Source organism: Catellatospora paridis, assembly GCF_009720365.1.
Classification (GTDB): Bacteria; Actinomycetota; Actinomycetes; order Mycobacteriales; family Micromonosporaceae; genus Catellatospora; species Catellatospora paridis.
On record NZ_WBZD01000053.1, the window covers coordinates 26611 to 51014 of the forward strand.

The following is a 24404-nucleotide window of genomic DNA, read 5'->3' on the forward strand; positions in this document are numbered from 1 at the left end:
GGTCGCTCGCCGGTGCGGCCGGGCCGCGGATACGTGCGCACGGCCCTGTCGGCGGGCATATGCGGGCACGACCGCGCACGTCGGGAGTACCGTCGGAGGTCCAGCGGCGCGTGCGGTTCCGGTGACAGAACCGGTTCCGCCGGCTCGCTGGGCAGGGCGTCGGCGGAGGCGAAGGAGGCGGCGGTGAAGGGCAGAGCGCTCGTACTCGGTGGCGGCGGGGTCACCGGTATCGCGTGGGAGCTGGGGATCCTGGCCGGGCTCGCCGAGGCCGGGGTGGATCTGAGCACCGCCGACCTGCTCGTCGGCACGTCGGCCGGATCGGTGGTCGCCTCGCTGATGGCCTCCGAACCGAGCCTGGAGGAGCGCTACCAGACCCAGCTGGAGGACCCGAAGGACGAGGTCGCGGCCCGCATCGGCATGCGCACCCTGCTGGCGTACGGCTGGGCGATGGTGCGCAGCCGCGCCCCGGAGCAGTACCGGGCCCGCCTCGGCGCGCTCGCGCTGGCCGCCGCGTCGATGACGCCCGAGGAGCGCAAGGCGGTCATCGCGTCTCGGCTGCCGGTGGCCGAGTGGCCGGAGCAGCCCCTGAAGATCACCGCGTCGGATGCGCACACGGGCGAGTTCACCGTGTTCGACCGCGACAGCGGGGTGGAACTCATCGACGCCGTCGCCGCCAGCTGCGCGGTTCCCGGCGTGTGGCCGCCCGCGGCGGTCAACGGCCACCGTTACATCGACGGCGGGATGCGCTCGGCGACCAACGCCGACCTGGCCCAGGGGCACGAGCGGGTGGTCATCATCGCGCCGGTGACGGTCGGCGGCGGGCTGGTCACCAGCACGGCCCGGCACGTCGCCGAGTTGACGGCGGCCGGCGCGCAGGTCACGGTCATCAGCCCGGACCGGGACGCGCGGACCGCGATCGGCCGCAACATGCTCGACCCGGCCCACCGCGCAGGCTCGGCCCGCGCCGGACGCGCCCAGGCCGCGCAGGTCGTCACGCGGGTCGGCGCGGTCTGGTGCTGACCGCCCGCCGACACTCCTTTCAGGAGGCTTCCAGCGACCTCCGAGCAACGCGCACAACCATCCCTGCCTCAATACCCTGACCAGCCAAAACACCATGTGACGCCACTCTCCCCCGCGCGCGCGGCCCCGGAGTGGCCAAAGCCTTCCGCTCGCGCTATGCTCGATGGCGACGCCCGTCTTGGCGACTTCCCCCGTGGTTGCCAAGACGGGCGCTTTCTATTGCCTCGCACCCCTTCCTCCCCACCCTCCACTGAGGAAAGCAAGGGCATCGTCGGCTCGCGTCAGCGAGACGAGCAGCGACTCTGCACATCGCCATGTGTGGAGCAAGGTGCCCTTGTTAACCGTTTACCCGTGGCGGCCTACGGCAGTCGGGGCGGTGACGTGTCGGCGGGGTCGGGTATCGTCCCGCGCGGCGAGGCTGTAGCGCAGAGGTCGTCGCGCCTTGACTGCAAGCTGGAGGACGTCGGTTCGAATCCGACCAGTCTCGCCCCTACCAGGCCTGGGGAGGGTGCATGCCGCACAGCAGCACGGACGTGCCGGCGGCACGCGTGCCCGCGGCCGCCCCGCCCAGCCAGGCGGCAGCGCCCGGCCCCGTGGCAGAGTCCGGCCCGATGCCACCGTCCGATCTCGACGTCTGCCTGCGGGTGCTGGCGGCCGCCGGGCGCGGCGAGCTGGACGGGCCTGCGGCGCTGGCCGTCGAACGGGCCGTCGCCGAGGCGCACCGCGGTGGCAAGAAGCGCCGCAAGGCCGACCGGGCGGCACACCGCGAGCAGCTCGACCGGCAGCTGCTGGCCACGGCCAGCCGTTTCCGTGAGGAGATCCCCCACGCCGCGGCCGTGCACCGCCCGCTGCCCCACGGCGACCGGAGCACGCAGGCGGTCTCGGCCGAAGCGGGCGAGCAGGGCGGCCCCGCGCGGCCGCTGCTGCACCGGCCGCGCCGCTGCTACGTGTGCAAGGAGCAGTTCCGGCAGGTCGACGCCGACTACCACCAGCTGTGCCCGCCGTGCGCCGAGCACAACCGCGCGCGCCGCGACGCCCGCTGCGACCTGACCGGCCGCCGGGCCGTGGTCACCGGCGGCCGCGTGAAGATCGGCTTCCACGTCGCGCTCAAGCTGCTGCGCGACGGCGCGGACGTGCTGGTCACCACCCGCTTCCCCCATGACGCGGCACGGCGCTTCGCCGCGCTGCCCGACGCGGCCGCGTGGTCGCACCGGCTGCACGTGCACGGTGCCGACTTCCTCGACCTGGCCGGGGTGCTCGGCCTGGTCGACGCGGTCGGGCGGCGCTGGGAGCACCTCGACATCCTGGTCAACAACGCCGCGCAGACCCTGCACCGGCCCGCGGCATACCACCGCGAGGTGCGTGCGGCCGAATTGCTGCCGCTGACCGGCCCGGCCGCCGCGATCGCCACCACGGCGGCGCGCCACCGCCCGGAAACCGCCGTGGTGCTGCCGGATCTGGCCCAGGCCCTGTTCCCGGCCGGGCACACCGACGAGACCGGCCAGCCGCTGGACCTGCGCGAGGTCAACTCCTGGACGCTGCACGCCCAGGACGTCAGCCCGCGCGAGTGGCTGGAGGTGCACGTCGTCAACGCCTTCGTGCCGTTCCTGCTGACCTCGCGGCTGCGCCCGCTGCTGGCCGCGGCGCCGCGTCCGGTGCGGCACGTGGTGCAGGTGTCGGCGATGGAGGGCAGCTTCTCCCGGGACAACAAGACCCAGCGCCACCCGCACACCAACATGGCCAAGGCGGCGCTGAACATGCTTACCCGCACGCTGGCAGACGACTACCACGGCGACGGCATCCTGATGAACAGCGTGGACACCGGCTGGGTCACCGACGAGCGGCCGCACCCGGACAAGCAGGCCCAGCGCGAGGCCGGCTTCCGCCCGCCGCTGGACGTGATCGACGGCGCGGCACGGGTGTACGACCCGATCGTGCGCGCCGAGGCCGGCGAACCGGTGCACGGGGCGTTCCTCAAGGACTACCGGCAGGTGGCATGGTGACCGAGCACGAGACCCTCGCGAACCCGGTGCGCTGCCCGGCGATCGCCCACCCCGAGGCGGGGCTGGCCGATCCGGCGGACTTCGACGCGCTGCTGACCCGGCTGGGCGACCCGGCCGGGGTCGCCGCGGCGGAGGACTTCCCCCGCGGCACGCTGCAGCCCGACGGCCGGCTCGACCTGTGCAAGCAGGGCCTCGGTCCGGTGGTCGCGGCCCGGGTGGTGCAGGCCGCCGTACGCTTCCCGCACGCCACCCACCTGCTGCTGGGCACCAACGGCCTGGGCAGCGACGGGGCCCGCGCGGTCGCCGACGCGCTCGCGCCCGGGCACCGGGTGCAGACCGTCTACCTGGGCTGCAACCGGATCGACGCGGACGGCGCGGGCGCGCTCGCCGAACGGCTCGCGGCCGACGCGACGGTGCGGGCGCTGTGGCTCAAGCGCAACCCGATCGGCGACGAGGGCGTGGCCCGGCTGTGCGCGGCCCTCGCCGCCAACACCACGCTGCGGACCCTGGACCTGGTCAACACCGGGCTCACCCGGCACGGCCTGCAGGCCCTGGCCGAGGTGCTGGCGCACCGGCGGACGCCGCTGGAGCGGCTGTTCCTGGGCGGCAACGGGCTGCGGCCCGACGCGGTCCCCGCGCTGTCGGCGATCGTGCGCGACGGCCGGGTGCGCGAGCTCTACCTGGCCGCCAACCATCTCGGCGACGACGGCGCGGCCGCGCTGGGCGAGGCGGTCGAAGGACTGCCCATGACGCTGGGCCTGGGCGGCAACGGCCTCACCCCGGCCGGGGTGGCCGCGCTGGCGGCGCGGCTGGGCGCGTGGACCGCGCTCGACCTGGCCCGGCCGCCGTCGGAGCGGGCGCTGGGTGCGCTGCCCAACACGGTCGGCGACGAAGGCGCGGCCGCGCTGGCGGCGGTGCTGCCCGCGAGCCGGCTGCGGCGGCTGGACCTGCGTTTCACCGGCATCACCGGGCGCGGCGCGAAGCTGCTGCTGGCCGCGCTGAACGACGACATGCCGCTGCGCTACCTGGGCATCAACCACGGCGTGCCGCGCCGGTTGCGGCGCCTGGCCGCGGCCACCCTCGGCCCGGCCGAGCAGCCGCACCCCGACATCAGCGCGATCGCGAGCGTGTACCGGTGACCGACGCCGAACTGACCGTCTGGCAGCGGGTGCGCCGCTACGCCGTGCCGCCGCGGATGATCGCCGAGTGCGCCGACCGGCGGCTGGCCGGGGACTGGCGCGGGGCCTGCGCCGCGGGCCGGGTCGACACCGACGTCGACCTCGCCGACGTGGGCCGCCGCTTCGGGGCCGAGACGGCCGAGCGGATCGGCGCGGAACTGGCCGGGTTCGCACCCGACCTGCTGCGCTGGCATCTGCCGCGGGCGCTGGGCGGGCGGACCAGCCTCGCCACCGGCCTGGTCTTCACGCTCGCGCCCCGCGTCGGCGTCATCGACCAGGACACCGTGGCCCTGCAGGTCGAGCTGCCCAAGACCGTGGACGGCTCGCAGCGACTGCGGCTGACCGTGGCGCCGCTGGGCAAGGCCCCCGGGCCCGAGCTGCCCGGCCAGCTGTGGCACGCGGACGAGGCGGCGGGGCTGCGCGAGGCGTACGGCGGCGACACGCAGCGGCTCCCGTTCCTCACCCCCGATGGCGCGCCCGTGCCGTTCGACGGCTTCGCCACCGCGCACGGCGACGGCGCGCCGTCCCGGGCCGAGCGCTCAGCGAACCTGCTGGCCGCCGATCGGCTGGTCGAGGCCTGGCGCGAGGCCGGCCTGGCGCTCGACGACACCCTGCCCGCATTCCGGTACAGCCACTACAAGGTGACCCGCGAGCAGGTGCTGGGCCACCGGATGCACCTGGTCGCGCTCGCTCCCGCGGTGCGGGCGCTCGCCCGGCGGTTCGCCGCCGAGGGCGTGGTCCTCAACGCGGACTGGCGGCTGCGCTTCCTGTTCACCCCGGACGGCGACACGGTGCGGGTCCGGATGCTCGGCGAGGACGAGCGCCGCAGTGACCTGCCCGTGCTGGCCGAGCCGCGGTACCGCGTACCCCCTGATCTGGAACTGCTGTACCGCGGCCTGATCGCGCCGGCGGACCTGCACCCGCTGGTGCGCGCGGCGCTGTTCCCGGGCGCACCGGACGGCCCCGCCGCGGCACGCGGGCCTGCCTTCGCGCCGGTGCGGGTGCGCTGCCGGGGGCAGTGGCACCGGATCGACAACACCGGCGGGCGGCTCGTCCCGCTCGACCACGCGCCCGAGGAGGTGCGGCGGGAGCAGGCGCTGCGGGCGCTCGGCGGCAAGGTGGCCGGCTGCTTCGCCGCCCAGCAGGGCTGGACCGACGGCCGGGCCCGGCTGCCCCGCGCGCTGCAGGACCAGCGGCGCGAGCTGATGCAGACCATCCTGCACGGCGACACGCAGACGCTGCTGGCGCTGCTCGACGCGGGCCTGGACCCGCACGTGCGCGACGGCCGCGGCTCGACCCTGCTGCACCTGCTGCGCTGCCTCGACCACGAGGTGCTGCTGCCCCGGCTGCTGGCCGCGGGCCTGCCGATCGACGCCCGCGACCACCGCCGGCGCACCCCGCTGCACGTCGCGGTGGGCTGGGTGGGCACACCCGCGCTGGTGCTGGCGCTGCTCGAGGCGGGCGCGGACCCCATGGCCGAGGACGACAACGGCACCTCGGTCGCGGACCTGGTCGAGTACAAGGGCTTCGAGTACTACGAGGACGAGAGCGGTGAGAACCACCGCGACCTCAAGCTGATCGCGAAATACATCGAGGAGCGCACGTGAGCGAGCACAGCGGGGAGTACATGAGCGAGCGCAGCGAGCGAACCATGGGCCGCTCGGCCGCGTGTGACGAGCGAAGCGAGGAGTACGCGTGAGTGAGGCTCTGCGGGCGGCGGACGAGCTGATCGCGGCGACGCGGGCGTGGCGCAGCGAGCCGGTGTCCGATCCCCGGGTGGAGGCGCTGGCGCTGGCGGTGTCGGCGAACCTGCCGGTGCTGCTGTGGGGCGAGCCGGGCATCGGCAAGTCCGCATCGCTGCAGCAGCTCGCGACGGGCCTGGGTGTGCCGCTGGAGACGGTGATCGCCAGCGTGCACGAGCCGTCGGACTTCGCCGGGCTGCCCATCGTCGGCGACGACCCGGCGGCCGACGGGGTGCCGATGGCGCCGCCGGACTGGGCGGTGCGGCTCGCGCGCACCGGGCAGGGCCTGCTCTTCTTCGACGAGCTGTCGTCCGCGCCTCCGGCGGTGCAGGCCGCGCTGCTGCGGGTGGTGCTGGAGCGGCGGGTCGGCAGCCTGGAGCTGCCCGCGTCGATCCGCATCGTCGCCGCGGCGAACCCGCCGGCCAGCGCGGCCGACGGCTGGCACCTGAGCCCGCCGCTGGCCAACCGCTTCGTGCACCTGCACTGGACGCACGATCCGCGGGTGGTCGCCCGCGGCCTGGCCGGCACCTGGCCCGCGATCACCGTGCCGGTGGTGCATCCGGCACGGATGGCGGGTGCGGTGGCCCGGGCCCGGGGCACCGTCGCGGGTTTCCTGACCGCGCGGCCGGGCCTGGTGCACCACCTGCCCGCCGACGCCGACAGCCGGGGCGGGGCCTGGCCGTCGCCGCGCAGCTGGGAGATGGCGCTGCGGCTGCTGGCCTTCCACCTGTCCACCGACACCGGCCGGGACGCGCTGACCACCGCCCTGGTGGGCGCGGTCGGCGACGGCGCCGGCCTGGAGTTCAGCACGTACCTGGAGGAGCTGGACCTGCCCGACCCGGAGCGGGTGCTGGCCGACCCGAAGGCGTTCGCGCTGCCCGAGCGGGGTGACCGGCAGCTGGCGTTCCTGACCGCGGTGGTGTCGGCGGTGCAGGCGCGGACCACCCACCAGCGCTGGGACGCCGGTTGGGTGGTACTGGCGAAGGCGGTGGACGCGGGAGTGCCCGACGTGGCCGCGCGGGCCGCGCTGGACCTGGCGGCGCTGCGCGACACGGACTGGCCCGTGCCGCCCGCCATCGACGCGTTCGTCGAGGTGCTGAGCCTGTCCGGCATGCTCCCGGCCGGACGATGACCACCGTCCCGCCGACCGACCCGCGCACCCCGCAGGCGGATCGGATGCGGCAGGAGACCGGCGCGGCCGCACCGGCGGGGCCGTCGACCCCGGCGGGCGCACCGGAGCGTGCGCTCCCGCTGGACCGGGCGAAGCTGCTGGCCGCGCGGTTCCGGGCGGCGGGCGACCGGCCCTACCTGGCCACCGCGCTGTACAGCCTGACCGTGGTGCCCACCGACCGGGTGCCGACGATGGGCGTGGACCGGCACTGGCGCTGCTACGTGTCCCCCAGGTTCGTCGAGGACACCCCGGTCGAGCAGCTCGCCGGGGTGTGGATCCACGAGGTGGCGCACCTGCTGCGCGACCACCACGGCCGGGCCGACCGGCTCACCGCCGACCAGCGCGCCGACCACCACCGGGTCAACCTCGCCCAGGACTGCGAGATCAACGACGACCTGGTCGCGGACGGCCTGCCGCTGCCCGAGGGCCGCATCCATCCGGCGCTGTACGACCTGCCCACCGGCCTGCTGTTCGAGCAGTACCTGCCGTCGCTGCCGGCCACGCCGCGCTGCCGCGGCCGCTGCGCCGCGGCCGCCGCGGACGGCGACGACGCCGGTGGCGGTGCTCCGTGCGACTGCCCGCCGGTCGAGTGCGGCTCGGGTGCGCACGGCCACCAGGCGCCGTGGGAGCTTCCCGAGGCGGCTGCGCCGATCGTGCGCGGGGTGGAGGCCGACGCGATCCGGCGGCAGACCGCGCAGGCGGTGCGCGCCCAGGCCCGCAGCCGCGGCACCGTGCCCAAGGGCTGGCAGCGCTGGGCGGAGCAGGTCCTCGAACCGACGATCGACTGGCGGCAGGCCCTCGCGGGAGCGGTGCGCGAGGCGGCGGCCTGGGCGGGCGGGGCGGTCGACTACACGTACCGGCGGCCGTCGCGGCGCGGGGCCGCGCTGCCGGGCGTGGTGCTGCCGAGCCTGCGGCGGCCGCTGCCCCGGGTGGCGATCGTGATCGACACCTCGGGATCCATGTCCGACGACGACCTGGCGGCGGTGCTGGCCGAGGTCGGCGGCGTGCTGCGGGCGGTGGGCGTACGCGGCAACCGCGTCGCCGTGCTGGCCTGCGACGCCGACGTGCACGCCGCGCGGCGGGTGTCCACGGTCGGTGAGGTCGTGCTGGCCGGCGGCGGCGGCACCGACATGCGGGTGGGTGTCCGGGCTGCGCTGGCCGTGCCCGAGCCGCCGCATTTCGTGATCGTGCTGACCGACGGGTACACGCCGTGGCCGGACGCGGCGCTGTCGCGCACCCGGATCATCGCCGGTCTGGTCGGGGCGGACGCGCCCAAGCCTCCATCCTGGATCGAAGCCATTCCGATCACCATGACTTCAGGCAAAACGTGAACTGCGTCCGGGAAAGGGTGCTTTTGTAATACCCAGCAGATCTTCGGATCTCCGGGGAAGGAAAAGCAGCCATGGGTACGTCTCTTCGGCGTGCGGCCCTGTCCGCAGCCATCGGCGTCGCCGCCGCGACGCTGGTCTCGCCGTCGGTGGCGCTCGCCGCGGCCGATGTCACCGTGAACCCGTCCGCGGTCGCGCCGGGCGGCCGGTTCACGCTCGCCGCATACTGCGGCGCGGGCGCGACCTCCGCGTCGGTCAGCGGCACCACGATCGGCGGGCCGTCCGAGATCACGCTCAACCCGTACACCGACGGCGGGCCGGGCGCGTTCAACGCCGAGCTCACCGTGCCGTCGACGACCCTGCCGGGCACCTACCAGCTCAACGTCACCTGCAGTGACGGCGAGACGGGCGCCGGCACGCTGGTCGTCTCGCCGACCGGCGCGCCCGCGGGCGGCGGCGGATCCACCTCCGACGGCCCCAGCCGGGCCCTGCTCGGCGCGGGCTCCGGCCTGCTGGCCGTGTCCGGCCTGGGCGCCCTCGTGATGCTGCGCCGGAGGTACCGTGGCCACCACTGCGCCTGAGCCCGCGTCCGGCACGGGACCCGCGTCCGAGACCTCAGCCGCCTCCTCGCCGGAGGTCGTGCCACTGGCCGCTTCGGGACCCGAGGTCGTGCCGCTGACGGCGGCCGAGATCCGCCGGGGCCGTCACCGCGGCCGGGGCCGCACCGGCCGCCGGGCGATCCTGCTGCTGGTCGGCACGGCGCTGGCCGGCATCGGACTGATCGCCGCCGCGTTCGGAATCACCCCGGCCGGGCCGCCCCAGCCCTCCGACGACGCGGCGGGGCGTTACCAGCTCGTCGACACCGACCGGCGGCCCGACGCGCGTGGCATCCGGCCGCTGGACCGGTCCGCCCCGGTGCGCGTGAAGATCCCGTCGATCAAGGTGGACGCGGTGGTGGTCACCGTCGGCACCAACTTCGACGGCAGCCTGCAGGTGCCCGAGCTGAAACACCCGGACCTGACCGGCTGGTACCGCTACGGGCCCAGCCCCGGCGAGCGCGGCAACGCCGTCATCGTCGGCCATGTCGACACCCGTACCAGCGGCCCTGCGGTCTTCTTCCAGCTGGGCTCGCTGAAACCCGGCACGAAGATCGAGGTCCAGCGCCTCGACGGCTCTCTGGCCACCTTCACCGTCGACGTCGTCAAGTCCTTCCCCAAGGACGAGTTCCCGGCCCACCGTGTCTACGGCGCCACCGACGACATGGGCCTGCGCCTGGTCACCTGCGGCCCCCCGTACGACCGCACCGACCGCAACTACCTCAACAACATCGTCGTCTTCGCCACCCTCACCAAATCCCGCCCCGCCCGCCCCAGCTGACCGGGTCACCGGGTCACCGGGTTGCCGGGTTGCCGGGTTGCCGGGTTGCCGGGTTGCCGGGTTGATCATGAACTTATGGCACGGTTCGACGGCGTGTTCCTGCCATAACATCATGATCAACGCGGCCGAACCGGGACCGGGACCGGGGCCCGTCAGTCGGGGATGCCCCAGGTGAAGCGGTGGACGTGGATGCCGAGGAGGGCCATCACCGGGCATCCGGTCTTCAGCGGGTCGGTGACCGCGGCGATCTGCATGACCCCGGCATCGGTCAGGCGCTGGATGCGCTGGCGTACGGCGGGCCAGCTTTCCTCAGGGCAGGAGGTTGGCGAGTTCCACGCGGGAGCGGACGGACAGTTTGGCGAAGATGTTGCCCAGGTGATGTTCGACCGTGCGCGGGCTGAGGAAGAGCTGGGCGGCGATCTCGCGGTTGGTGGCGCCCTGCGCGGCGAGGCGGGCAATCTGGCGTTGTTGCGGGGTCAGTTCGCCGTCGGGCTCGGCCAGGCGCGGACGGGCGGACTCGCCGGTGGCCCGCAGCTCGGCGCGGGTCCACGCGGCCCAGCGATCGGCGTGCAGGCGTTCGAACGACTCCAGTGCGCTGCGCAGCTCGACGCGGGCCTCGGTGCGCTTGCGGCGGCGGCGCAGCAGCGAGCCGTAGAGCAGTTCGGTACGGGCCCGTTCGAACGCGCGCTCGCCCATCGCGTGCAGGTCCAGCGCCGCACGGAAGTGCTCCTCGGCCTGGCCGCCCTCGCTGAGCAGGGCCCGGCAGCGCGCGGCCAGCGCCAGGTTGTCCGGGCTGCTGGTGCTGTCGGCCCACGGCTCGAAGGTGGTGAACGCGGCGCGTGCCGCGTCGGTCGCGCCGGTGCGCACCGCGGCCTCCACGTAGGTCGGCACCGACAGCGCCGCCACCGCCATGTGTCCCTGGCCGGGGCCGGCCCTGGCCAGCCCGCGCAGGCGGCCCGCGGCGTCGGCGTGCCGGCCCAGCGACAGGTCGAGGAAGGCCAGCGCCCAGGTGCTGAGGGCGGCGGGCAGGCCCAGCCCGTACAGGCCGGCGCGGTCCAGCGCGGTGCGCGCGCGCAGCCGGCAGGTCTGCTCGTCGCCGTGGATCGCGTCGAGCAGGGCCAGCGCGGCCAGATGGTAGCAGGCCCCGTTGCCCTGGCCGGTCTCGGTCGCGGCGCGCAGGCCCTCCAGCGCGTTGGCCGTCGCGGCGGCGTGCCGCCCGGTCCAGAACTCCGCGTACGCGCTGAACTCCAGGGCCTTGGGCACCATGGTCAACGCCCCGCGGTCGCGGGCCAGCGCGACCGCGCGCGAGGCCATCACCCGGCCCTGGGCGTTGTCGCCGAGGATCAGCGCGGCGATGCTGGCCCAGATCAGCGCGGACGGGTCGTCGATGCGCGGCGCCCCGTCGAGCACCGCCCGCAGCGGGGCCAGCGCTGCGCCGAACCGGCCCAGGAAGATCGCCGACAGCGCCTCCAGGTAGTCCAGCATCACCGTCGCCTGGGGCGAGCACCCCGCCCCGCGCAGCGGGGCCGCCTGCGCCGCGACCTGCAGGAACCGGTGGTGGTCACCGGCGTACACGCCCGCCTCACCGGCCCGCATCATGGCCCGGATGGCCAGTTCCGGGTCGATCGGGACGAGCCGATGCGCGGCGGTCAGCAGCGCCTCGTACGCGTCGACGGCCCGCCCGTCGCGCAGGTCGATGTCGCCGCGCAGCAGCTCCAGTTCGCCGCGCGCGGCCGCGCCCGGAGCCACCGGCAGGGCGCGGTCGAGCAGGTCACGGGCGTGTGCGGAGCGGCCCGCGTGCCAGGCGTCGCGGGCCGCCGCGGCCAGCCGCCGCGCCTTTGCCCCGTCGTCGCCGGTGCTCAGCTCGGCGGCGCGCTCGTACGCCGCCGACGCGGTGGCGAACCCGCCGCGGCGGCGCGCGGACGCGGCCGCCGACTCCAGCTCCTCGGCCAGTTCGTGATCGGGCGCGAGGCCCGCCGCGGCCCGGTGCCAGGCCCGGCGCAGCGGCTGCCTGGACTCGTCGAGTAGACCCGCCAGCAGCGCGTGCGCGGCGCGGCGGCGGGCCAGCGGCGCGGTCTGGTAGATCGCGGCGTGCACCTGGGGATGGCGGAACTCCACGCCCGTCGGGCCGACACGCACCAGCCCGGCCGACTCGGCCGGCTCCAGTGCGGCCAGGTCGATGCCGGCCGCGTCCGCGGCGCGCATCAGCAGGTTCGCGTCCAGTTCCTCCTCGGCGGCGGCGATCAGCAGCAGCCGCCGGGTCGGCTCCGGCAGCGCCCGCACCCGGCGCAGGAACGCGCGCTGCAGGCCGGCGCAGGGCGGCAGCGGCTCGGGCAGCGGGCGCACCCCGTGCAGCTGGTCCGGGGTCAGCGCGGCGACCAGTTCGGTGACGGCCTGCGGGTTGCCCGCCGCGGCGGCGGCCAGGCGCAGGCGTACGCCCTCGGCCACGGCGACCGGCGCGACCCGGTCGACCACCGCGGCGCAGGCGGTGTCGTCCAGGGCGGACAGCGCCAGCACCGGCAGCCCCGGCGGCGGCAGCCCGTCGTCGTCGCGGGAGGTGAGCAGGATGACGACCGCCTCACCGGTGACCGCGCCAGCGGGGTCCAGCCGCCGGGCGGCGAAGGCCAGCGCCTCGCGCGACGGCGGATCCAGCAGGTCGACGTCGTCCACGCAGACCAGCACCGGCCCGTCCCTGGCGAGCAGCGCCAGCAGGGCGAGCAGCGCCGCGGGCAGCAGGCAGGCGCGGTGTTCGGACTCGTCGGCCTCCCCGTCGAGCACCCGGCGCAGCGCCTCGGCCTGTCGCGGGGGCAGTTCGGGCACGCGCCGGGCGACCGGCCGCAGCACCTGGTGCAGGCCCGCGTACGCCAGCTCCGTCTCCGCCTCGATCCCGCACCCGTGCAGCACCTGGAAGTCCGGGGCTTCGCCCATCGCGTACGCCAGCAGCGCGGTCTTGCCGAACCCCGGCTCGCCGCGCAGCAGTAGCGCCCCACCACGCCCGGCGCGCGCTCCGTCCAGCATGGACGTCAGCGACAGCAGCGCGCTGTCGCGGCCGTGCAGCGGGCTCGGCAACGGGGTCACGCCCAGAAGTTACTCACAAGTTAACGTTCCGCGAAAGACCGATGCGTTGTTTCACGGATGCGAAGCACGTACGACATCGCGCACGCTCTGTCCCACTCAACTCCATCGAGGAGGACAGATGCGAAAGTCAGCCGGTCTGCTCAGCTCGCTGTGCGCCGTACTCGCCATGGCCGTGGTCGCGCCGTCGCCCGCCCAGGCCGCCGAACGTGATCCCGTGATCTTCGTGCACGGCTACAAGGGCGGGGCCTGGAACTGGAACGACATGATCGCCGATTTCAAGGCCGACGGGTGGAGCGGCGGGAGGCTGTTCGCGATGTCGTACGACATCACGAAGTCCAACAAGACCACCGCCGCGCAGCTGCGCTCCCTGGTCGACTCGGTGCGCGCGCAGACCGGCGCGGCGAAGGTCGACATCGTCGCGCACTCCATGGGCAGCCTGAACTCCCGGTGGTACCTGAAGTTCCTCGGCGGCACGTCGTATGTGGACCAGTGGGTGTCGCTCGGCGGACCGAACCACGGGACCAACCTCACCCCGATCTGCTCCTGGCTGATCACCTCCTGCGCGGAGATGGCCCCGGACAGCTCCTTCCTGCGCGACCTCAACGCCGGCGACGAGACGCCGGGCGGGGTGCGCTACCAGACCTACTGGTCGAACTGCGACGAGTTCATCAACCCCGACGAGAGCACGATCCTGACCGGGGCGGCCAACACGAACGTGGGCTGCATAGAGCACGCCTGGCTGCTGGTCAGCGACCCCGTCTCCCAGAAGGTCCGCACCCTGCTCAAGTCCTGAATCCCCAGCGCAAGGGCACCCTCTCCTCAAGAAGGTGCCCTTCCTCTACGGAAACCGACAAGAAGGTGCCCTTCCTCCGGTCACAGCGCGGCGCGGTGGCGGGCTTGGCTGATGGCCCAGGCGGCGTTGATGAGGCCGATGTGGCTGAATGCCTGGGGGAAGTTGCCGAGTAGTTCGCCGGTGTCGGGGTCGACCTCCTCAGCGAGCAGGCCGACGTCGTTGGCGTACGCGGCGGCGCGCTCGAAGACCTCGGTGGCGCGGTTGACGCGGCCCGCCTCGGCCAGGGCGTGGGCCAGCCAGAACGTGCACAGCAGGAAGGTGCCCTCGTCGCCGGCGAGCCCGTCCACACCGCCGTCGGTGCGGTAGCGGTAGACCAGGCCCCGCTCGTCGGTGAGCCGGTCGGCGATCGCGTCGATGGTGGCCAGCATGCGCGGGTCGTCGGCGGGCAGGAAGCCCACGATCGGCATCATCAGGCACGACGCGTCGAGGTCGGTGGAGCCGAAGTACTGCGTGAACGCACCGGCGGCGGAGCTCCAGCCCTCGCGCAGCACCCGCTCGCGGATCTCGTCGCGGACCGCGGACCAGGCCGGCACCCGGTCCTGCGCCTGCAGCCGGTCGGCCAGCGCGATCGCCCGGTCCAGGGCCACCCAGCACATCACCTTCGAGTAGACGAAGTGCCGGGGCTCCCCCCGCACCTCCCAGATGCCGTGGTCGGGCTCGCGGCAGCGGACCACGGCCGTGTCGGCCAGCGCGACCAGGAACGCGCGCATGTCCTCGTCCATCTCGGAGATCTTGTCGGCGAGCCGGTGGGCCGCGCCGAGCAGCTCGCCATACACGTCGATCTGGTGCTGGTTCCAGGCCCCGTTGCCGACCCGCACCGGGCGGCTGTCGCGCCAGCCCCGCAGGTGGGGCAGGGTGCGTTCGGTCAGATCGTGTTCGCCGTTGACCCCGAACATGATCTGCAGCGGGTCGTTTGGGCCGACCGCGCCCGCCGCTGCGGTGGTCATGAAGGTGAAGAAGTCACCGGCCTCGTCGGGGCAGGCGGCGACCCAGAGTGCCTCCATGGTGAAGCTGGCGTCGCGCACCCACGCGAATCGGTAGTCCCAGTTGCGCTCGCCGCCGATGCTCTCGGGCAGCGAGGTGGTCGGCGCGGCGACGATCGCGCCACTGGGCCGGAAGGTCAGCCCCTGCAGCACCCGGCCGCTGTGGTGCACCAGCTCGCGCCACGGCCCCTCGTAGTTCTGGTGCAACTTCGACCAGGCCCGCCAGGCCTGCACGGTGACCGTCATCCAGTCGGCGATCTCCTCCTGCGCCCAGATGCGGGCCGGTTCCAGCCCCCACGTCGAGCGGTGCAGGGCGAACCACAGCTCGTCGCCGACGCGCAGCGTCACCTCCCCGTACGCACTGCCGGCGGCGCAGGTCAGCGGCATCGGGCTGGACAGCATCAGCCACTCGGGCCCGCCACGGACGTTGAGCCCGCCCGGCACCTGCGACATCAGCGGGCGCAGCAGGCCGTACTCGGCACGGGGCTCGAACCGCAGGCGCATCGGGACCTCGCCGTCGCGGCAGCTCACGGCGCGCACCAGCATGTGCGGCGCGCCGACGCCCAGGGAGTGGCCGTGCGGGTGCTCGTTCGGGCCCACCGCCATCGCGTCGGTGACCGCGAGCGTGCCGGTCGGGGTGTGGAAGGTCGTCTCCAGCACGAGCGTCTGGTCCAGGTAGCGCCGGGTGGCGGTGAACGGGCCGAGCGGCCTGATGGACCAGTGACCGGCGTCGTCGTCGAGCAGCCGGCCGAACACCGACGGGCTGTCGAAACGGGGGCAGCACAGCCAGTCGACCGAGCCGTGCCGGGTGACCAGCGCCGCGGTATGGCAGTCCGACAGCAGGGCATGGTCGGCGATCGGCACGCCGCTCATCGGCTCAGCCTCCGGAGTAGGCGGCGACCCGCTCCGGATCGACGCCCGCGGCCAGGCACTCGGCCACGGCCTCCTGGCGCGCCGACTCCCAGTGGCTGCGGCGCGCGGCGAGGGCCGCCGCGATCGCCGCCAGCTCCCGCACGGAACGGGAGTCGGCGTCCGACGGCGGATTGGTGCGGGCCGCGTCCAAGGCGCCCGCGATCGCGTCCGGCTCCGCCTCGGCCAGCTCCGCGATCTCGTCGAGGTCCCACTCGTGGTGCACGACCAGGTTGGCCGCGTACAGGTTGCGGTTGGCCGCCACCACGTCCAGGTGATAGCTGCTGAAACGCACCATGTCGGTTGCCTTGTGCACCCGGGTCAGCGGGTCGGGCGGCAGCATGAGCTCGGCTTCGCGCAGGTGGTGCACCGCGGTGGCGCGGGCCTCGGACAGCAGGTCGCGCAGCTCGTTGGCCAGCTGCTGGCGGTGCAGCAGCTCGTGCCCGGCGTCGTAGAGGTGCTGCGGGGCGTGCTGCGGGGCGGTCGACCACTCGGCGATCAGGCGCACCCGTCTCTCGTCGGCGCGGTGGCCGCAGATCACCTCGGCCAGGTCCTCCGTGGTCCAGTCGCGGTTGCCGTGCAGGTAGGCCGCCGCCTCGTCGCGGGCGCGCAGCGCCGTGCCGTAGGCCTGGCGGATGTCCGCGCTCACGGTGCACGCCCGCAGCGCGCCCGAGGTGGTGCCGAGCGCCTGCACGGCCCGCAGATCAGACCGGAGCCGGGAGACATTGATATGGGCCAGCGGGTCGCTGCCGACGCCCGCCCGCGTCGCGTCCATCTTTGCAGCGTACGCCCCTCGGCGGCGGGCCGGTGGCCGGTCGACTCAAGGCGCCGTCCGGCCCTCCCGCAGCGCGCCCGAGGTGCGGACCCTCCCTCGGCGGTCGGCCGGCGGCTTGCCGAGCCGGCGCGGGACGCCCTCGGTCCGAGCCATTGACGCCCGTTTGCACATCCGAAGAAATATTTCAGTGTATGGATTGACCGCGAAGCTCTCCGCCGTCCATGATGTTCGACAAACGTCGATGGGCCCATCGCCGCTCCTCCTGGTAAACACCCCCCACCATGAAAGGAGGCGGACAGTGGCTGCCCTCACCGGAACGATGTCCTGGTTCTGCTGCGGCAACTCCTGGGGTCCGTGCGGCACCGCCGGGCACGGCGCGTGCGGCACCTGCAACAGCGGGAGCTACCAGCACGCCTGGCCGAACGCCTCGGCCGCCTGTTTCAACATCACCCGGCCGGACACCTGCGGCGTCAGCATGACCCGCCGCGGCTGCGGCTTCCGGCACTACACCACCAACCGCTGCAACGGAAAGCGCATCGGCACCACCATCGCCGACTGCGGCCCGCAGACCGACCTGTGGTGCGGCGAGCGCGCCTGCTGCGGCTCGGTATGCGGGACCAACCGCATCGTCGACCTCACCCCGGCCGCCTACAGCCAGATCGCCAGCCTCTCCTCCGGCCTGCAGCCCTGCAGCGTCGACACCGTGTGAACGGGGGCACCGAGATGACCGAGACCATCGACCGTCGCCGCCTGCTCACCTCCGCCGTCGTCGGCAGCGCCGCCCTGGCCGGCGCGACCGCGCTCGGCTCGCTGGCGCCGGAGGCCGCCTTCGCCGCCGGTGACCAGGCGGTCGAGCCAGGCGCCCCCGACCCCAACTTCGCCGAGGGCCGCATCACCGGCATCAGCGCCGGGATGCTGTTCGTGACCGGCTCCGACCTGGCGCTGTGGCGCATCCGGATCACCGGCGGCACCAGCATCTGGAAGCTGCGCCCCACCACGTTCGACCAGGTCACCGTCGGCGACGGCCTGTACGCCCGCGGCCTCCGCCTGCCCGACGGCACCCTGGCCGCCGACTCGGTGTGGGTGAACATCGTCAACGTGCACGCCCACATCGCCGCCATCGGCCGCAACGTGCTGCACCTGGACCACAAGGGCAAGCGCATCGTCGGCCACCTGGTGCCCGGCACCTCGGCCGCCCGCTACAACAACACCCCGGCCGTGGCCGACATGTCCCTGCTGCGCGTCGGCAAGCACGTCCAGGTCATCGGCGCCTGGGTGCCCGACACCAACGAGGTCGAGATCGCGACCGTGTACGCGGCCGCCTGACCGAGCGGTGCCGGCCGGACCACCCGGCCGGCGCCGCCGACGAACCCGGGCGGACGCCCCCGACCCCCGAGCGTCCGCCCGCTCCCCCGACGACACCCTTCGACACCCCGGAGGATCGATGATCTCGTGGATCGCGCCGCTGCAGCCGCTGCTGCTCGGCCTCGTGCTGCTCTGGTCGGCCCGGTTGAAGCTGCTCTCCCCGCACGCCGCCGCCGCGGCCGGGCGCAGCGCGCTGGCCCGACTCGTCGGCGAAGGACGCGCGCTACCCGCATACCGGCTGGTCGGCGGCGTAGAGGCAGCGCTCGGGCTGGTCCTGCTGGCCCCACCCGCAGTGCCCGCCGAAGCGCTGGCCTCCGCCGCGCTGTCGCTCGGCTTCGCCGGCTACCTGGCGTACGCCCGCCTCGCCGCGCCCGACTCGTCGTGCGGCTGCCTGTCCGCGACCCGCACGCCGGTGCGGTGGCGCTCGTTCGCCCGCACCGGCGGCCTGCTGGCCGCGAGCCTGCTCGCACTGCCCGCGAGCGCGTCCTGGTTCGACGTGCTGCGGACCCGGCCGCTGCCGGCCGTGGCACTGCTGCTGGCCGAGGTGGCCGTGCTGGTCGCCCTCTCCCCCGAACTCGACCGCCACTGGCTCGACCCGCTGCGCCAGCTCAAGGTCCGGCTCACCCGGCCGCTGCCCGCGGGCGGGTTCGAGGTGCCGCTGGACTCCACGGTGGAGCAGCTGCACCGCAGCCCGGTGTGGCGGGAGACCGCCGCGCTGCTCACGTCTGACCTGCGCGAACACTGGGACGACGACGAGTGGCGCATCCTGATCTTCACCGCCCGCCACGCCGGGCAGGAGGCCTCCGCGGTGTACGCCGTGCCCCGCCAGCGCTACCAGCCCGCCGCGGTGCGGGTGGTCCTGGTCGACGAGCCCACCGGCCGGGTCCTACTCAGCCTGCAGTCCCCTCCCGACGCCCCCGAGCCGGACTGGGTCCGCGCTTCCCCGGCCACCGCGGCAGCCTATTGAAGATCGCTGTCTCGTGCCGAAATCTGCGGTCTGGCCTCAGATTTCGGCACGAGACGGCGATCTTCGCGGGTGGTCGGACGGCCGTCCGGCGTGGAATCCGTTTTCCCGAAGAGTGGGCTCCTGGCAGCGCGGCGGGTTTCGGTGGTGTGAACTGTAGGAACGAGCGCAGCGTCGGGCTCTCGCGGCGACCACCCCCGCCGCCTCACCGCGTCGCGCTCCCCACCCCGAGTCGCGTACGCCGCGACCTCCGGGAGTCACCGTGCTCGCTACCGTCCCCCAGCTTCAGGCCTCCGCGCTGCGTCACGCCGCGACGGGCCTGACCACGGCCACCGCGCTACTGGCCGGACGGGGCAGGCGCACGGTCGACACGTGGCCCGGCCTGCCCGAGCTGCCCGCCGCCTGGCTGGCCGATCCCGACAACCGGGTCAGCACCGCCACCCAGCGCTTCACGGCCTACCGCCGGGGTGCCACCGAGATCCAGCTGCACTCCGTGCTCGGCTTCGACGAGGACACCCTCGAGCGGCAGATCGCCCGGATCAATCTCGGCCGGCACCGGGTGCGGGTCAGCGCCGGCACCACCTGGCGCGGCTTCGAAGCCCGCTGGGCCTGCGACGACATCGCGCACCGGCTGGTCTGCCGCGGCCCCCAGCGCCTCGCCGACTTCCTCGACCTGCTCCTCAGCCTCGACTGGGACTGACGGCCCGCCGCCTCAGTCGAAGAGGCGGCCGAGGTGGGAGCCCTGGCCGCCGACCAGCACGTGCGCCTGCGCCAGGGGCATCCAGTACAGGTCGAAGCGGATGGGGTCGTGGGAGCCGTCGCCGGTCTCGTACGTCGTCCAGCGTTCGGGCACCTCGTCAGCGTCGACCGCGAGCTCGTAGAAGTGGCGCACGTGCACGGCGTCGGCCGAGGGGCGCGTGTCGTACTCGCCGACGCCCAGGTAGCGGACCAGGCGCAGGCCGGGCAGCTCCGTCTCCTCGTACGCCTCGCGCAGCACCGCGTCCTCGGGCAGCTCGCCGGGCCGGACGGTGCCCGCGGGCACCTGGATCCCGGCCAGCGCCAGGGTGTCGTGGTCGCCGTGGGCGAACACCACGAGCCGCCCGTCGCGCACGATGTACGCGACGACCTTGCTCACCCGCTTCATGCGAAGAACACCCTCGTCACCGTCTCGGCGACGCAACAGGGTTTGTCGGAGCGGTCGGTCTCGATCGTCATCCGGGCGGTGACCTGCACCCCGCCGGCGACCTCCTCGACGGAGACGAGCGACGCGGACAGCCGCACCGACGCCCCCACCGGCACCGGCGCGGGGAAGCGCACCTTGTTCAGCCCGTAGTTGACGACCATCCGGGCGCCCTCGAACCGGTACAGGTCACGCACCAGCAGCGGAAGCAGCGACAGCGTGAGGTATCCGTGCGCGATGGTCCCGCCGAACGGCCCGGCCGCGGCGCGCGCCGGGTCGGTGTGGATCCACTGGTCGTCGCCGGTCGCGTCGGCGAACGTGTCGACCCGTGCCTGCTCGACCGGGTGCCACGGGCCGGGCCCGATGCTCTGCCCGACGGCCTCGGCCAAGTCGGCGGCAGAAATGAACACTCTCACGGCATACCTCCGGATCACGGCTGGTCCCGCAGATCCTAGAGCGCCCCGGCCGGACGCGGACGTGGAGATGGGCTGCCCGCGCCGTCGGGCAGCCCATCGGGGGTGGATCACGGCCCGAAGGGAGGGGGCCGCGATCCTGTGCTCACTACGGGGTGGTGCAGGCGAAGCCGCTCGCCGTGTTGCCGTCGCCGTTGGGCCGGGCGACCTGGAACCCGAACGTGGTGCTCGCGCCGGGGGCGAGGTTGCCGTTGTAGGGCGCGTTCTTCGCCGTCGCGGTCCCGCCGCTGGTGGTGATCACACCGTTCCACTGGCCGACGAGCGTGTGGTTCGGCGGCAGCGTGAACGTGACCGTCCAGCTGGTGATCGCCGAGGTGCCGGTGTTGGTGACGGTGATCGGCTGCATGACGTAGCCGCCGTTCCACGAGGTCTGCACGGTCGCGGTGACCGAGCAGCCGCCGCCGGTGCCACCGCCGGTCGTGGTGACCGTGACGGTGTTGGACACCGCGGAGACATTGCCCGCGGCGTCGCGCGCCCGGACCTGGTAGCGGTACGACGTGTTCGCCGACAGCCCCGTGTTGCTGAACGAGGTCGTGGTCGACGTGCCGACCTGCGCGAACGTGCCGCCGGAGGTGCCGGGGGCGCGCAGGATGTCGTAGCCGGTGACCCCGACGTTGTCGGTCGACGCGGTCCAGGTCAGGTTGGTGCTGCTGGACGTGGTGCCCGACGCGGCGAGGCTGCTCGGCGCGGTCGGGGCCTGGGTGTCGCCGGTGCCGCCGCCGGTCGTGGTGACCGTGACGGTGTTGGACACGGCCGAGGTGTTGCCGGCCGCGTCACGGGCGCGGACCTGGTAGCGGTAGGACGTGTTCGCCGACAGGCCCGTGTTGCTGAACGACGCCGTGGCCGACGTGCCCACCGACGCGAACGTCCCGCCGGAGGTGCCCGGAGCGCGCAGGATGTCGTAGCCGGTCACCGCCACGTTGTCCGTCGACGCGGTCCAGGACAGGTTCACGCTGCTCGACGTGATCCCGGAGGCGGCCAGGCTGCTCGGCGTGCTCGGGGCCTGGGTGTCCGAGGTCCCGTTGTCGAGCGCGTTGTGCACCGCCGTGTACGCCGGTTTCTGCTGGTAATTGGCGTCGTAGAGCAGTGCCGCGCCCTCGCTGGGGAAGGTGTCCGGGACCCAGGAGTACTTGTCGGTGAAGCCCCAGATGGTGACGCCCGCGCAGGCCGTCACCGCGAGGCAGGCGTTGATCACGTTGCCGTAGTAGGTCGCCTGGGTGGCGTCCTTGGCCGCCGTCCGCGGCATCTGGATGCGCACGTCGAGCTCGGTGACCCGGACCTGCACGCCCAGCGCCGCGAAGCGCTGCATGTTCTGCTGCAGGTCGCTCGGGAAGCCGTACTGCGTGGCCAGGTGACCCTGGAAGCCGACGCAGTCGACCGGCACGTTCTGCGCCCGCAGCGACTGGACCAGGTTGTACATCGCGGTGCTCTTGGCGTTGATGCCCTCGACGTTGTAGTCGTTGATGCACAGGCGGGCGTCAGGGTCGGCGGCACGGGCGTAGCGGAATGCGTCCGCGATGAAGCTCTGACCCAGCGTGTTGTACCAGAAGCTGGACCGGAAGCCGCCGTTCTCGTCGAACACCTCGTTCACCACGTCCCACGACACCACGGACGCGTTGTTCGCGTAGCGGCCGACCAGCGTCGCGATGTGGTCCTGCATGGCGGTGCGCATCGCGGTCGCGCCCAGGCCCTGCACCCAGCCGGGGGTCTGGCTGTGCCACACCAGGGTGTGCCCGTGGACCTGCTGGTTGTTCGCGGCCGCGAACGCGACGATCTGGTCCGCGCCGCTGAAGTTCCAGTTGTTGTCCGACGACTCGGTGGTGTCCCACTTCATCACGTTCTCAGCCGTGATCTGGCTGAACTCGGTCTGCGCGATGGTGCGGTAGGCGGCCTCGTTGGCCAGTGGGCTGGTGGCCGCCGCGAAGCCGATGAACTTGCCCCGGGCCGCGGCGTGGGTGCGCAGGGGCCCGGAGGCGCTGGCGGGCGAGGCCGACAGCACCGGCACGGCGAACGCCGACAGCAGCGCCACCACGGCGAGCTGGACGAGGCGGCGGCGTGCTCTGTGGACGGGGACGCGTGGGGGCGTCATGGGTGTCCTCCTCATGATGGCGGAGCGTCAGTGCGGTGCCCCGGAGTGCCTCGCGCGCGTGGGACGGTGCGGCGTCTGGTCCGGGCAGGGGACGCCGGCGATTGAGGACACTCGGTATAGGACACGGCACACATCGATGGAAGCGCTCCCAATCCTGCGCCCCGCCATCGGGTTAAGTCAATAACTTCCGGAAACTATCGACCGGAACTCAGGACCGCGGCGGCGCGGTGCTGTCCCGTACGACGAGTTCGGTGGCCAGCTCGATACGAGGGCTCTCGATCTTCTCGCGCTGGGCCAGGCGCAGCACGGTGCGCGCGGCGACCATGCCCATCTCGGCGAGGGGCTGCCGGATCGTGGTCAGCGGCGGGGAGGACCAGCGGACCTCGGGCAGGTCGTCGAAGCCGACGACGCTGACGTCGTCGGCCACCCGCAGGCCACGGCGGCGGATGGCCTCGTACACGCCCAGGGCCATCTGGTCGCTGGAGGCGAAGATGGCGGTCGGCGGGTCGGCCTGCTCCAGCAGCACGGTGCCGCCCGCGTACCCGGACTCGTGGTAGAAGTCGCCCTGGTAGATCAGGCTGTCGTCGACGGGCAGGCCGGCCGACTCCAGCCCGGCCCGGTAGCCGTCCAGCCGGGCGCGGCTGCACATCAGGCGCGGCGGGCCGGCGATGAAGCCGATGCGCCGGTGGCCGAGGCCGATCAGGTATTCGGTGGCGCGCAGGCCGCCGGCCCAGTTGGTCGCGCCGATGGTGGGCGCGTCCATCGGCGGCACGCCCGCCGGGTCGACGATGACGACGGGGATGTTGAGGCGGCGCAGTTCGGCCTGCAGCGGCGGCTCCAGGGTGGACGTCACGAAGATGACGCCCTCGGTGGCCCGGCTGCGCATGTTGTCCAGCCACTGCTTGGCCGAGGAAGAGCGCCGGTGCACGGCGGAGACGACCGTGCCGATGCCGGCGGTGTGGGCGACGTCCTCGACGCCGCGGATGATCTCGACGGCCCACGGGCTGTCGAGATCGGGGAAGACCAGGTCGACCAGCCCGGAGTTGACCCGCATGCTGGCCGGGCGGCGGCGGTAGCCGTGGCGGGTGAGCAGTTCCTCGACGCGTTCGCGGGTCTGTGGGGAGACGTCGGAGCGGCCGTTGATGACGCGCGAGACCGTCGGCACGGACACCCCGGCCAGGCGCGCGATCGCGGCGATAGTGATCTTGCGGGATTCGTCCGCAGCCACGGGCAGCTCCTTCGTCACCGCTTCAGCCTACGGCCGGAGGGTTTCGGCGGGCAGAGCGTACCTGGGGCACGCCCGAGCCGTCGCGCCGACCCTTCGGCACCCGAGAAGTTGCGGAAATATACCGGAAGAACCCGGTCCGCCGTCAACCCTTGACGCTGCCGGCGAGGCCGCCGATGAGTTGTCGTTCGGCGATGGCGTAGAAGCCGAGGGCGGGGATCATGGACAGGACGACGTAGGCGAGGACGCGGGCGGTGTCGTCGGCGTATTGGCCTTGGAAGGCTTGGACGCCTACGGGCAGGGTCCACCAGGTCTGGTCGGTGAAGACGACCAGGGGTAGGAAGAAGTTGTTCCAGCTGGCGACGATGGCCAGGACGGAGACAGTGGCCAGGGCGGGTCGGGCCATGGGTAGTAGGACGCGCCAGAAGAAGCCGAAGGGGGTGCAGCCGTCGAGGGTGGCGGCTTCTTCTACTTCGGCGGGGATGGTGCGGAAGAACTGGCGCAGGATGATGATCGTGGTGGGTAGTCCGAAGGCGGCTTGCGGGAGGATGACGCCGAGGGGGTTGTCGAGCAGTTCCATGCTGCGTAGGAGGATGAACAGCGGGAGGATGGCCACGGCGAAGGGGAACATGAGGCCGATGGCGAACAGGGTGAACAGGAGTTCGCGGCCGCGGAAGGCGAAGCGGGCGAA

Annotated in this window: 21 protein-coding genes, 1 tRNA gene and 1 pseudogene; 14 read left to right on the top strand and 9 right to left on the bottom strand. The window is 73.5% G+C overall.

The genetic code is table 11. The features are described 5' to 3' along the window. Positions 1-183: 183 nt before the first annotated feature. The 9 genes from F9C41_RS40365 to F9C41_RS40405 all read left to right on the top strand — a co-directional run bounded on the left by F9C41_RS40365 (position 184) and on the right by F9C41_RS40405 (position 9819). On the top strand, positions 184-1020 hold the full coding sequence (locus F9C41_RS40365; protein ID WP_155392139.1) for a patatin-like phospholipase family protein: 837 nt from the start codon (positions 184-186) through the stop codon (positions 1018-1020). A gap of 414 nt (positions 1021-1434) precedes the next feature. Then, positions 1435-1507 (top strand) — tRNA-Cys (locus F9C41_RS40370). A gap of 25 nt (positions 1508-1532) precedes the next feature. Then, positions 1533-3023, top strand: a complete 1491-nt coding sequence (locus tag F9C41_RS40375) for an SDR family NAD(P)-dependent oxidoreductase (protein WP_230690384.1) — start codon at positions 1533-1535, stop codon at positions 3021-3023. Next, complete coding sequence (locus tag F9C41_RS40380) at positions 3020-4162, top strand: leucine-rich repeat domain-containing protein (RefSeq protein WP_230690385.1); 1143 nt, start codon at positions 3020-3022, stop codon at positions 4160-4162. The genes F9C41_RS40375 and F9C41_RS40380 overlap by 4 nt, the downstream gene beginning before the upstream one ends. Next, the gene (locus F9C41_RS40385) at positions 4159-5808 is read left to right on the top strand and encodes an ankyrin repeat domain-containing protein (RefSeq protein WP_155392141.1); all 1650 of its coding nucleotides are present in this window, start codon (positions 4159-4161) and stop codon (positions 5806-5808) included. Before F9C41_RS40380 ends, F9C41_RS40385 begins: the two co-directional genes overlap by 4 nt. Before the next feature lie 88 nt (positions 5809-5896). Next, the gene (locus F9C41_RS40390) at positions 5897-7075 is read left to right on the top strand and encodes an AAA family ATPase (protein ID WP_155392142.1); all 1179 of its coding nucleotides are present in this window, start codon (positions 5897-5899) and stop codon (positions 7073-7075) included. Then, positions 7072-8445 (top strand): vWA domain-containing protein, encoded by a 1374-nt coding sequence (locus F9C41_RS40395; RefSeq protein WP_230690386.1) that lies wholly within the window; start codon positions 7072-7074, stop codon positions 8443-8445. The genes F9C41_RS40390 and F9C41_RS40395 overlap by 4 nt, the downstream gene beginning before the upstream one ends. 71 nt (positions 8446-8516) lie before the next feature. Then, positions 8517-9023, top strand: coding sequence for a hypothetical protein (locus tag F9C41_RS40400; RefSeq protein WP_155392143.1), 507 nt, complete (start codon positions 8517-8519; stop codon positions 9021-9023). Continuing rightward, complete coding sequence (locus F9C41_RS40405) at positions 9004-9819, top strand: class F sortase (protein ID WP_230690387.1); 816 nt, start codon at positions 9004-9006, stop codon at positions 9817-9819. Before F9C41_RS40400 ends, F9C41_RS40405 begins: the two co-directional genes overlap by 20 nt. Before the next feature lie 188 nt (positions 9820-10007). Here the strand turns inward: F9C41_RS40405 and F9C41_RS41725 are convergent. Together F9C41_RS41725 and F9C41_RS40415 are read right to left on the bottom strand one after the other, a co-directional pair. After that, positions 10008-10115 (bottom strand): annotated as a pseudogene (locus F9C41_RS41725) (AsnC family transcriptional regulator); the annotation flags it as partial. A gap of 13 nt (positions 10116-10128) precedes the next feature. Beyond that, positions 10129-12897, bottom strand: a complete 2769-nt coding sequence (locus F9C41_RS40415) for an ATP-binding protein (protein WP_230690388.1) — start codon at positions 12895-12897, stop codon at positions 10129-10131. Between the two features lie 118 nt (positions 12898-13015). On the opposite strand from F9C41_RS40415, the gene F9C41_RS40420 reads away from it, so the two are divergent. After that, positions 13016-13690, top strand: a complete 675-nt coding sequence (locus tag F9C41_RS40420; protein ID WP_155392144.1) for an esterase/lipase family protein — start codon at positions 13016-13018, stop codon at positions 13688-13690. Between the two features lie 80 nt (positions 13691-13770). Here the strand turns inward: F9C41_RS40420 and F9C41_RS40425 are convergent, their stop codons facing one another. Together F9C41_RS40425 and F9C41_RS40430 are read right to left on the bottom strand one after the other, a co-directional pair. Beyond that, on the bottom strand, positions 13771-15606 hold the full coding sequence (locus F9C41_RS40425; protein WP_155392145.1) for a glycoside hydrolase family 15 protein: 1836 nt from the start codon (positions 15604-15606) through the stop codon (positions 13771-13773). Between the two features lie 4 nt (positions 15607-15610). Then, the gene (locus F9C41_RS40430) at positions 15611-16417 is read right to left on the bottom strand and encodes a hypothetical protein (protein ID WP_155392146.1); all 807 of its coding nucleotides are present in this window, start codon (positions 16415-16417) and stop codon (positions 15611-15613) included. Positions 16418-16715: 298 nt separating this feature from the next. On the opposite strand from F9C41_RS40430, the gene F9C41_RS40435 reads away from it, so the two are divergent. The 4 genes from F9C41_RS40435 (at position 16716) to F9C41_RS40450 (ending at position 19446) form a co-directional block, all read left to right on the top strand. Further along, on the top strand, positions 16716-17126 hold the full coding sequence (locus F9C41_RS40435; protein WP_230690389.1) for a septal ring lytic transglycosylase RlpA family protein: 411 nt from the start codon (positions 16716-16718) through the stop codon (positions 17124-17126). Between the two features lie 14 nt (positions 17127-17140). Then, the gene (locus tag F9C41_RS40440; protein ID WP_155392147.1) at positions 17141-17743 is read left to right on the top strand and encodes a cell wall protein; all 603 of its coding nucleotides are present in this window, start codon (positions 17141-17143) and stop codon (positions 17741-17743) included. Positions 17744-17861: 118 nt separating this feature from the next. Further along, positions 17862-18749 (top strand): MauE/DoxX family redox-associated membrane protein, encoded by an 888-nt coding sequence (locus tag F9C41_RS40445; protein ID WP_196280170.1) that lies wholly within the window; start codon positions 17862-17864, stop codon positions 18747-18749. A 259-nt stretch (positions 18750-19008) separates the two neighbouring features. Continuing rightward, complete coding sequence (locus tag F9C41_RS40450) at positions 19009-19446, top strand: hypothetical protein (RefSeq protein ID WP_155392148.1); 438 nt, start codon at positions 19009-19011, stop codon at positions 19444-19446. Between the two features lie 12 nt (positions 19447-19458). On the opposite strand, the gene F9C41_RS40455 is transcribed toward F9C41_RS40450, so the two are convergent. The 5 genes from F9C41_RS40455 to F9C41_RS40475 all read right to left on the bottom strand — a co-directional run. Beyond that, positions 19459-19890, bottom strand: coding sequence for an NUDIX hydrolase (locus tag F9C41_RS40455; protein ID WP_155392149.1), 432 nt, complete (start codon positions 19888-19890; stop codon positions 19459-19461). Next, positions 19887-20342: a MaoC family dehydratase gene (locus tag F9C41_RS40460; protein WP_155392150.1), complete on the bottom strand. Its 456-nt coding sequence runs from the start codon at positions 20340-20342 to the stop codon at positions 19887-19889. Before F9C41_RS40460 ends, F9C41_RS40455 begins: the two co-directional genes overlap by 4 nt. 145 nt (positions 20343-20487) lie before the next feature. Then, on the bottom strand, positions 20488-22488 hold the full coding sequence (locus F9C41_RS40465; protein ID WP_230690390.1) for an endo-1,4-beta-xylanase: 2001 nt from the start codon (positions 22486-22488) through the stop codon (positions 20488-20490). A gap of 208 nt (positions 22489-22696) precedes the next feature. After that, on the bottom strand, positions 22697-23716 hold the full coding sequence (locus tag F9C41_RS40470; protein WP_155392152.1) for a LacI family DNA-binding transcriptional regulator: 1020 nt from the start codon (positions 23714-23716) through the stop codon (positions 22697-22699). A 142-nt stretch (positions 23717-23858) separates the two neighbouring features. Then, positions 23859-24404, bottom strand: a 546-nt coding sequence (locus tag F9C41_RS40475; protein WP_155391654.1) for a carbohydrate ABC transporter permease, incomplete at its 5' end; no start/stop codon positions are given.

Coding starts and splice junctions, on each gene's coding strand:
- F9C41_RS40375 (WP_230690384.1), top strand. CDS start 1,533: ATGCCGCACAGCAGCACGGACGTGCCGGCGGCACGCGTGCCCGCGGCC.
- F9C41_RS40395 (WP_230690386.1), top strand. CDS start 7,072: ATGACCACCGTCCCGCCGACCGACCCGCGCACCCCGCAGGCGGATCGG.
- F9C41_RS40400 (WP_155392143.1), top strand. CDS start 8,517: ATGGGTACGTCTCTTCGGCGTGCGGCCCTGTCCGCAGCCATCGGCGTC.
- F9C41_RS40420 (WP_155392144.1), top strand. CDS start 13,016: ATGCGAAAGTCAGCCGGTCTGCTCAGCTCGCTGTGCGCCGTACTCGCC.
- F9C41_RS40425 (WP_155392145.1), bottom strand. CDS start 15,606: ATGAGCGGCGTGCCGATCGCCGACCATGCCCTGCTGTCGGACTGCCAT.
- F9C41_RS40430 (WP_155392146.1), bottom strand. CDS start 16,417: ATGGACGCGACGCGGGCGGGCGTCGGCAGCGACCCGCTGGCCCATATC.
- F9C41_RS40440 (WP_155392147.1), top strand. CDS start 17,141: ATGACCGAGACCATCGACCGTCGCCGCCTGCTCACCTCCGCCGTCGTC.
- F9C41_RS40445 (WP_196280170.1), top strand. CDS start 17,862: ATGATCTCGTGGATCGCGCCGCTGCAGCCGCTGCTGCTCGGCCTCGTG.
- F9C41_RS40455 (WP_155392149.1), bottom strand. CDS start 19,890: ATGAAGCGGGTGAGCAAGGTCGTCGCGTACATCGTGCGCGACGGGCGG.
- F9C41_RS40465 (WP_230690390.1), bottom strand. CDS start 22,488: ATGACGCCCCCACGCGTCCCCGTCCACAGAGCACGCCGCCGCCTCGTC.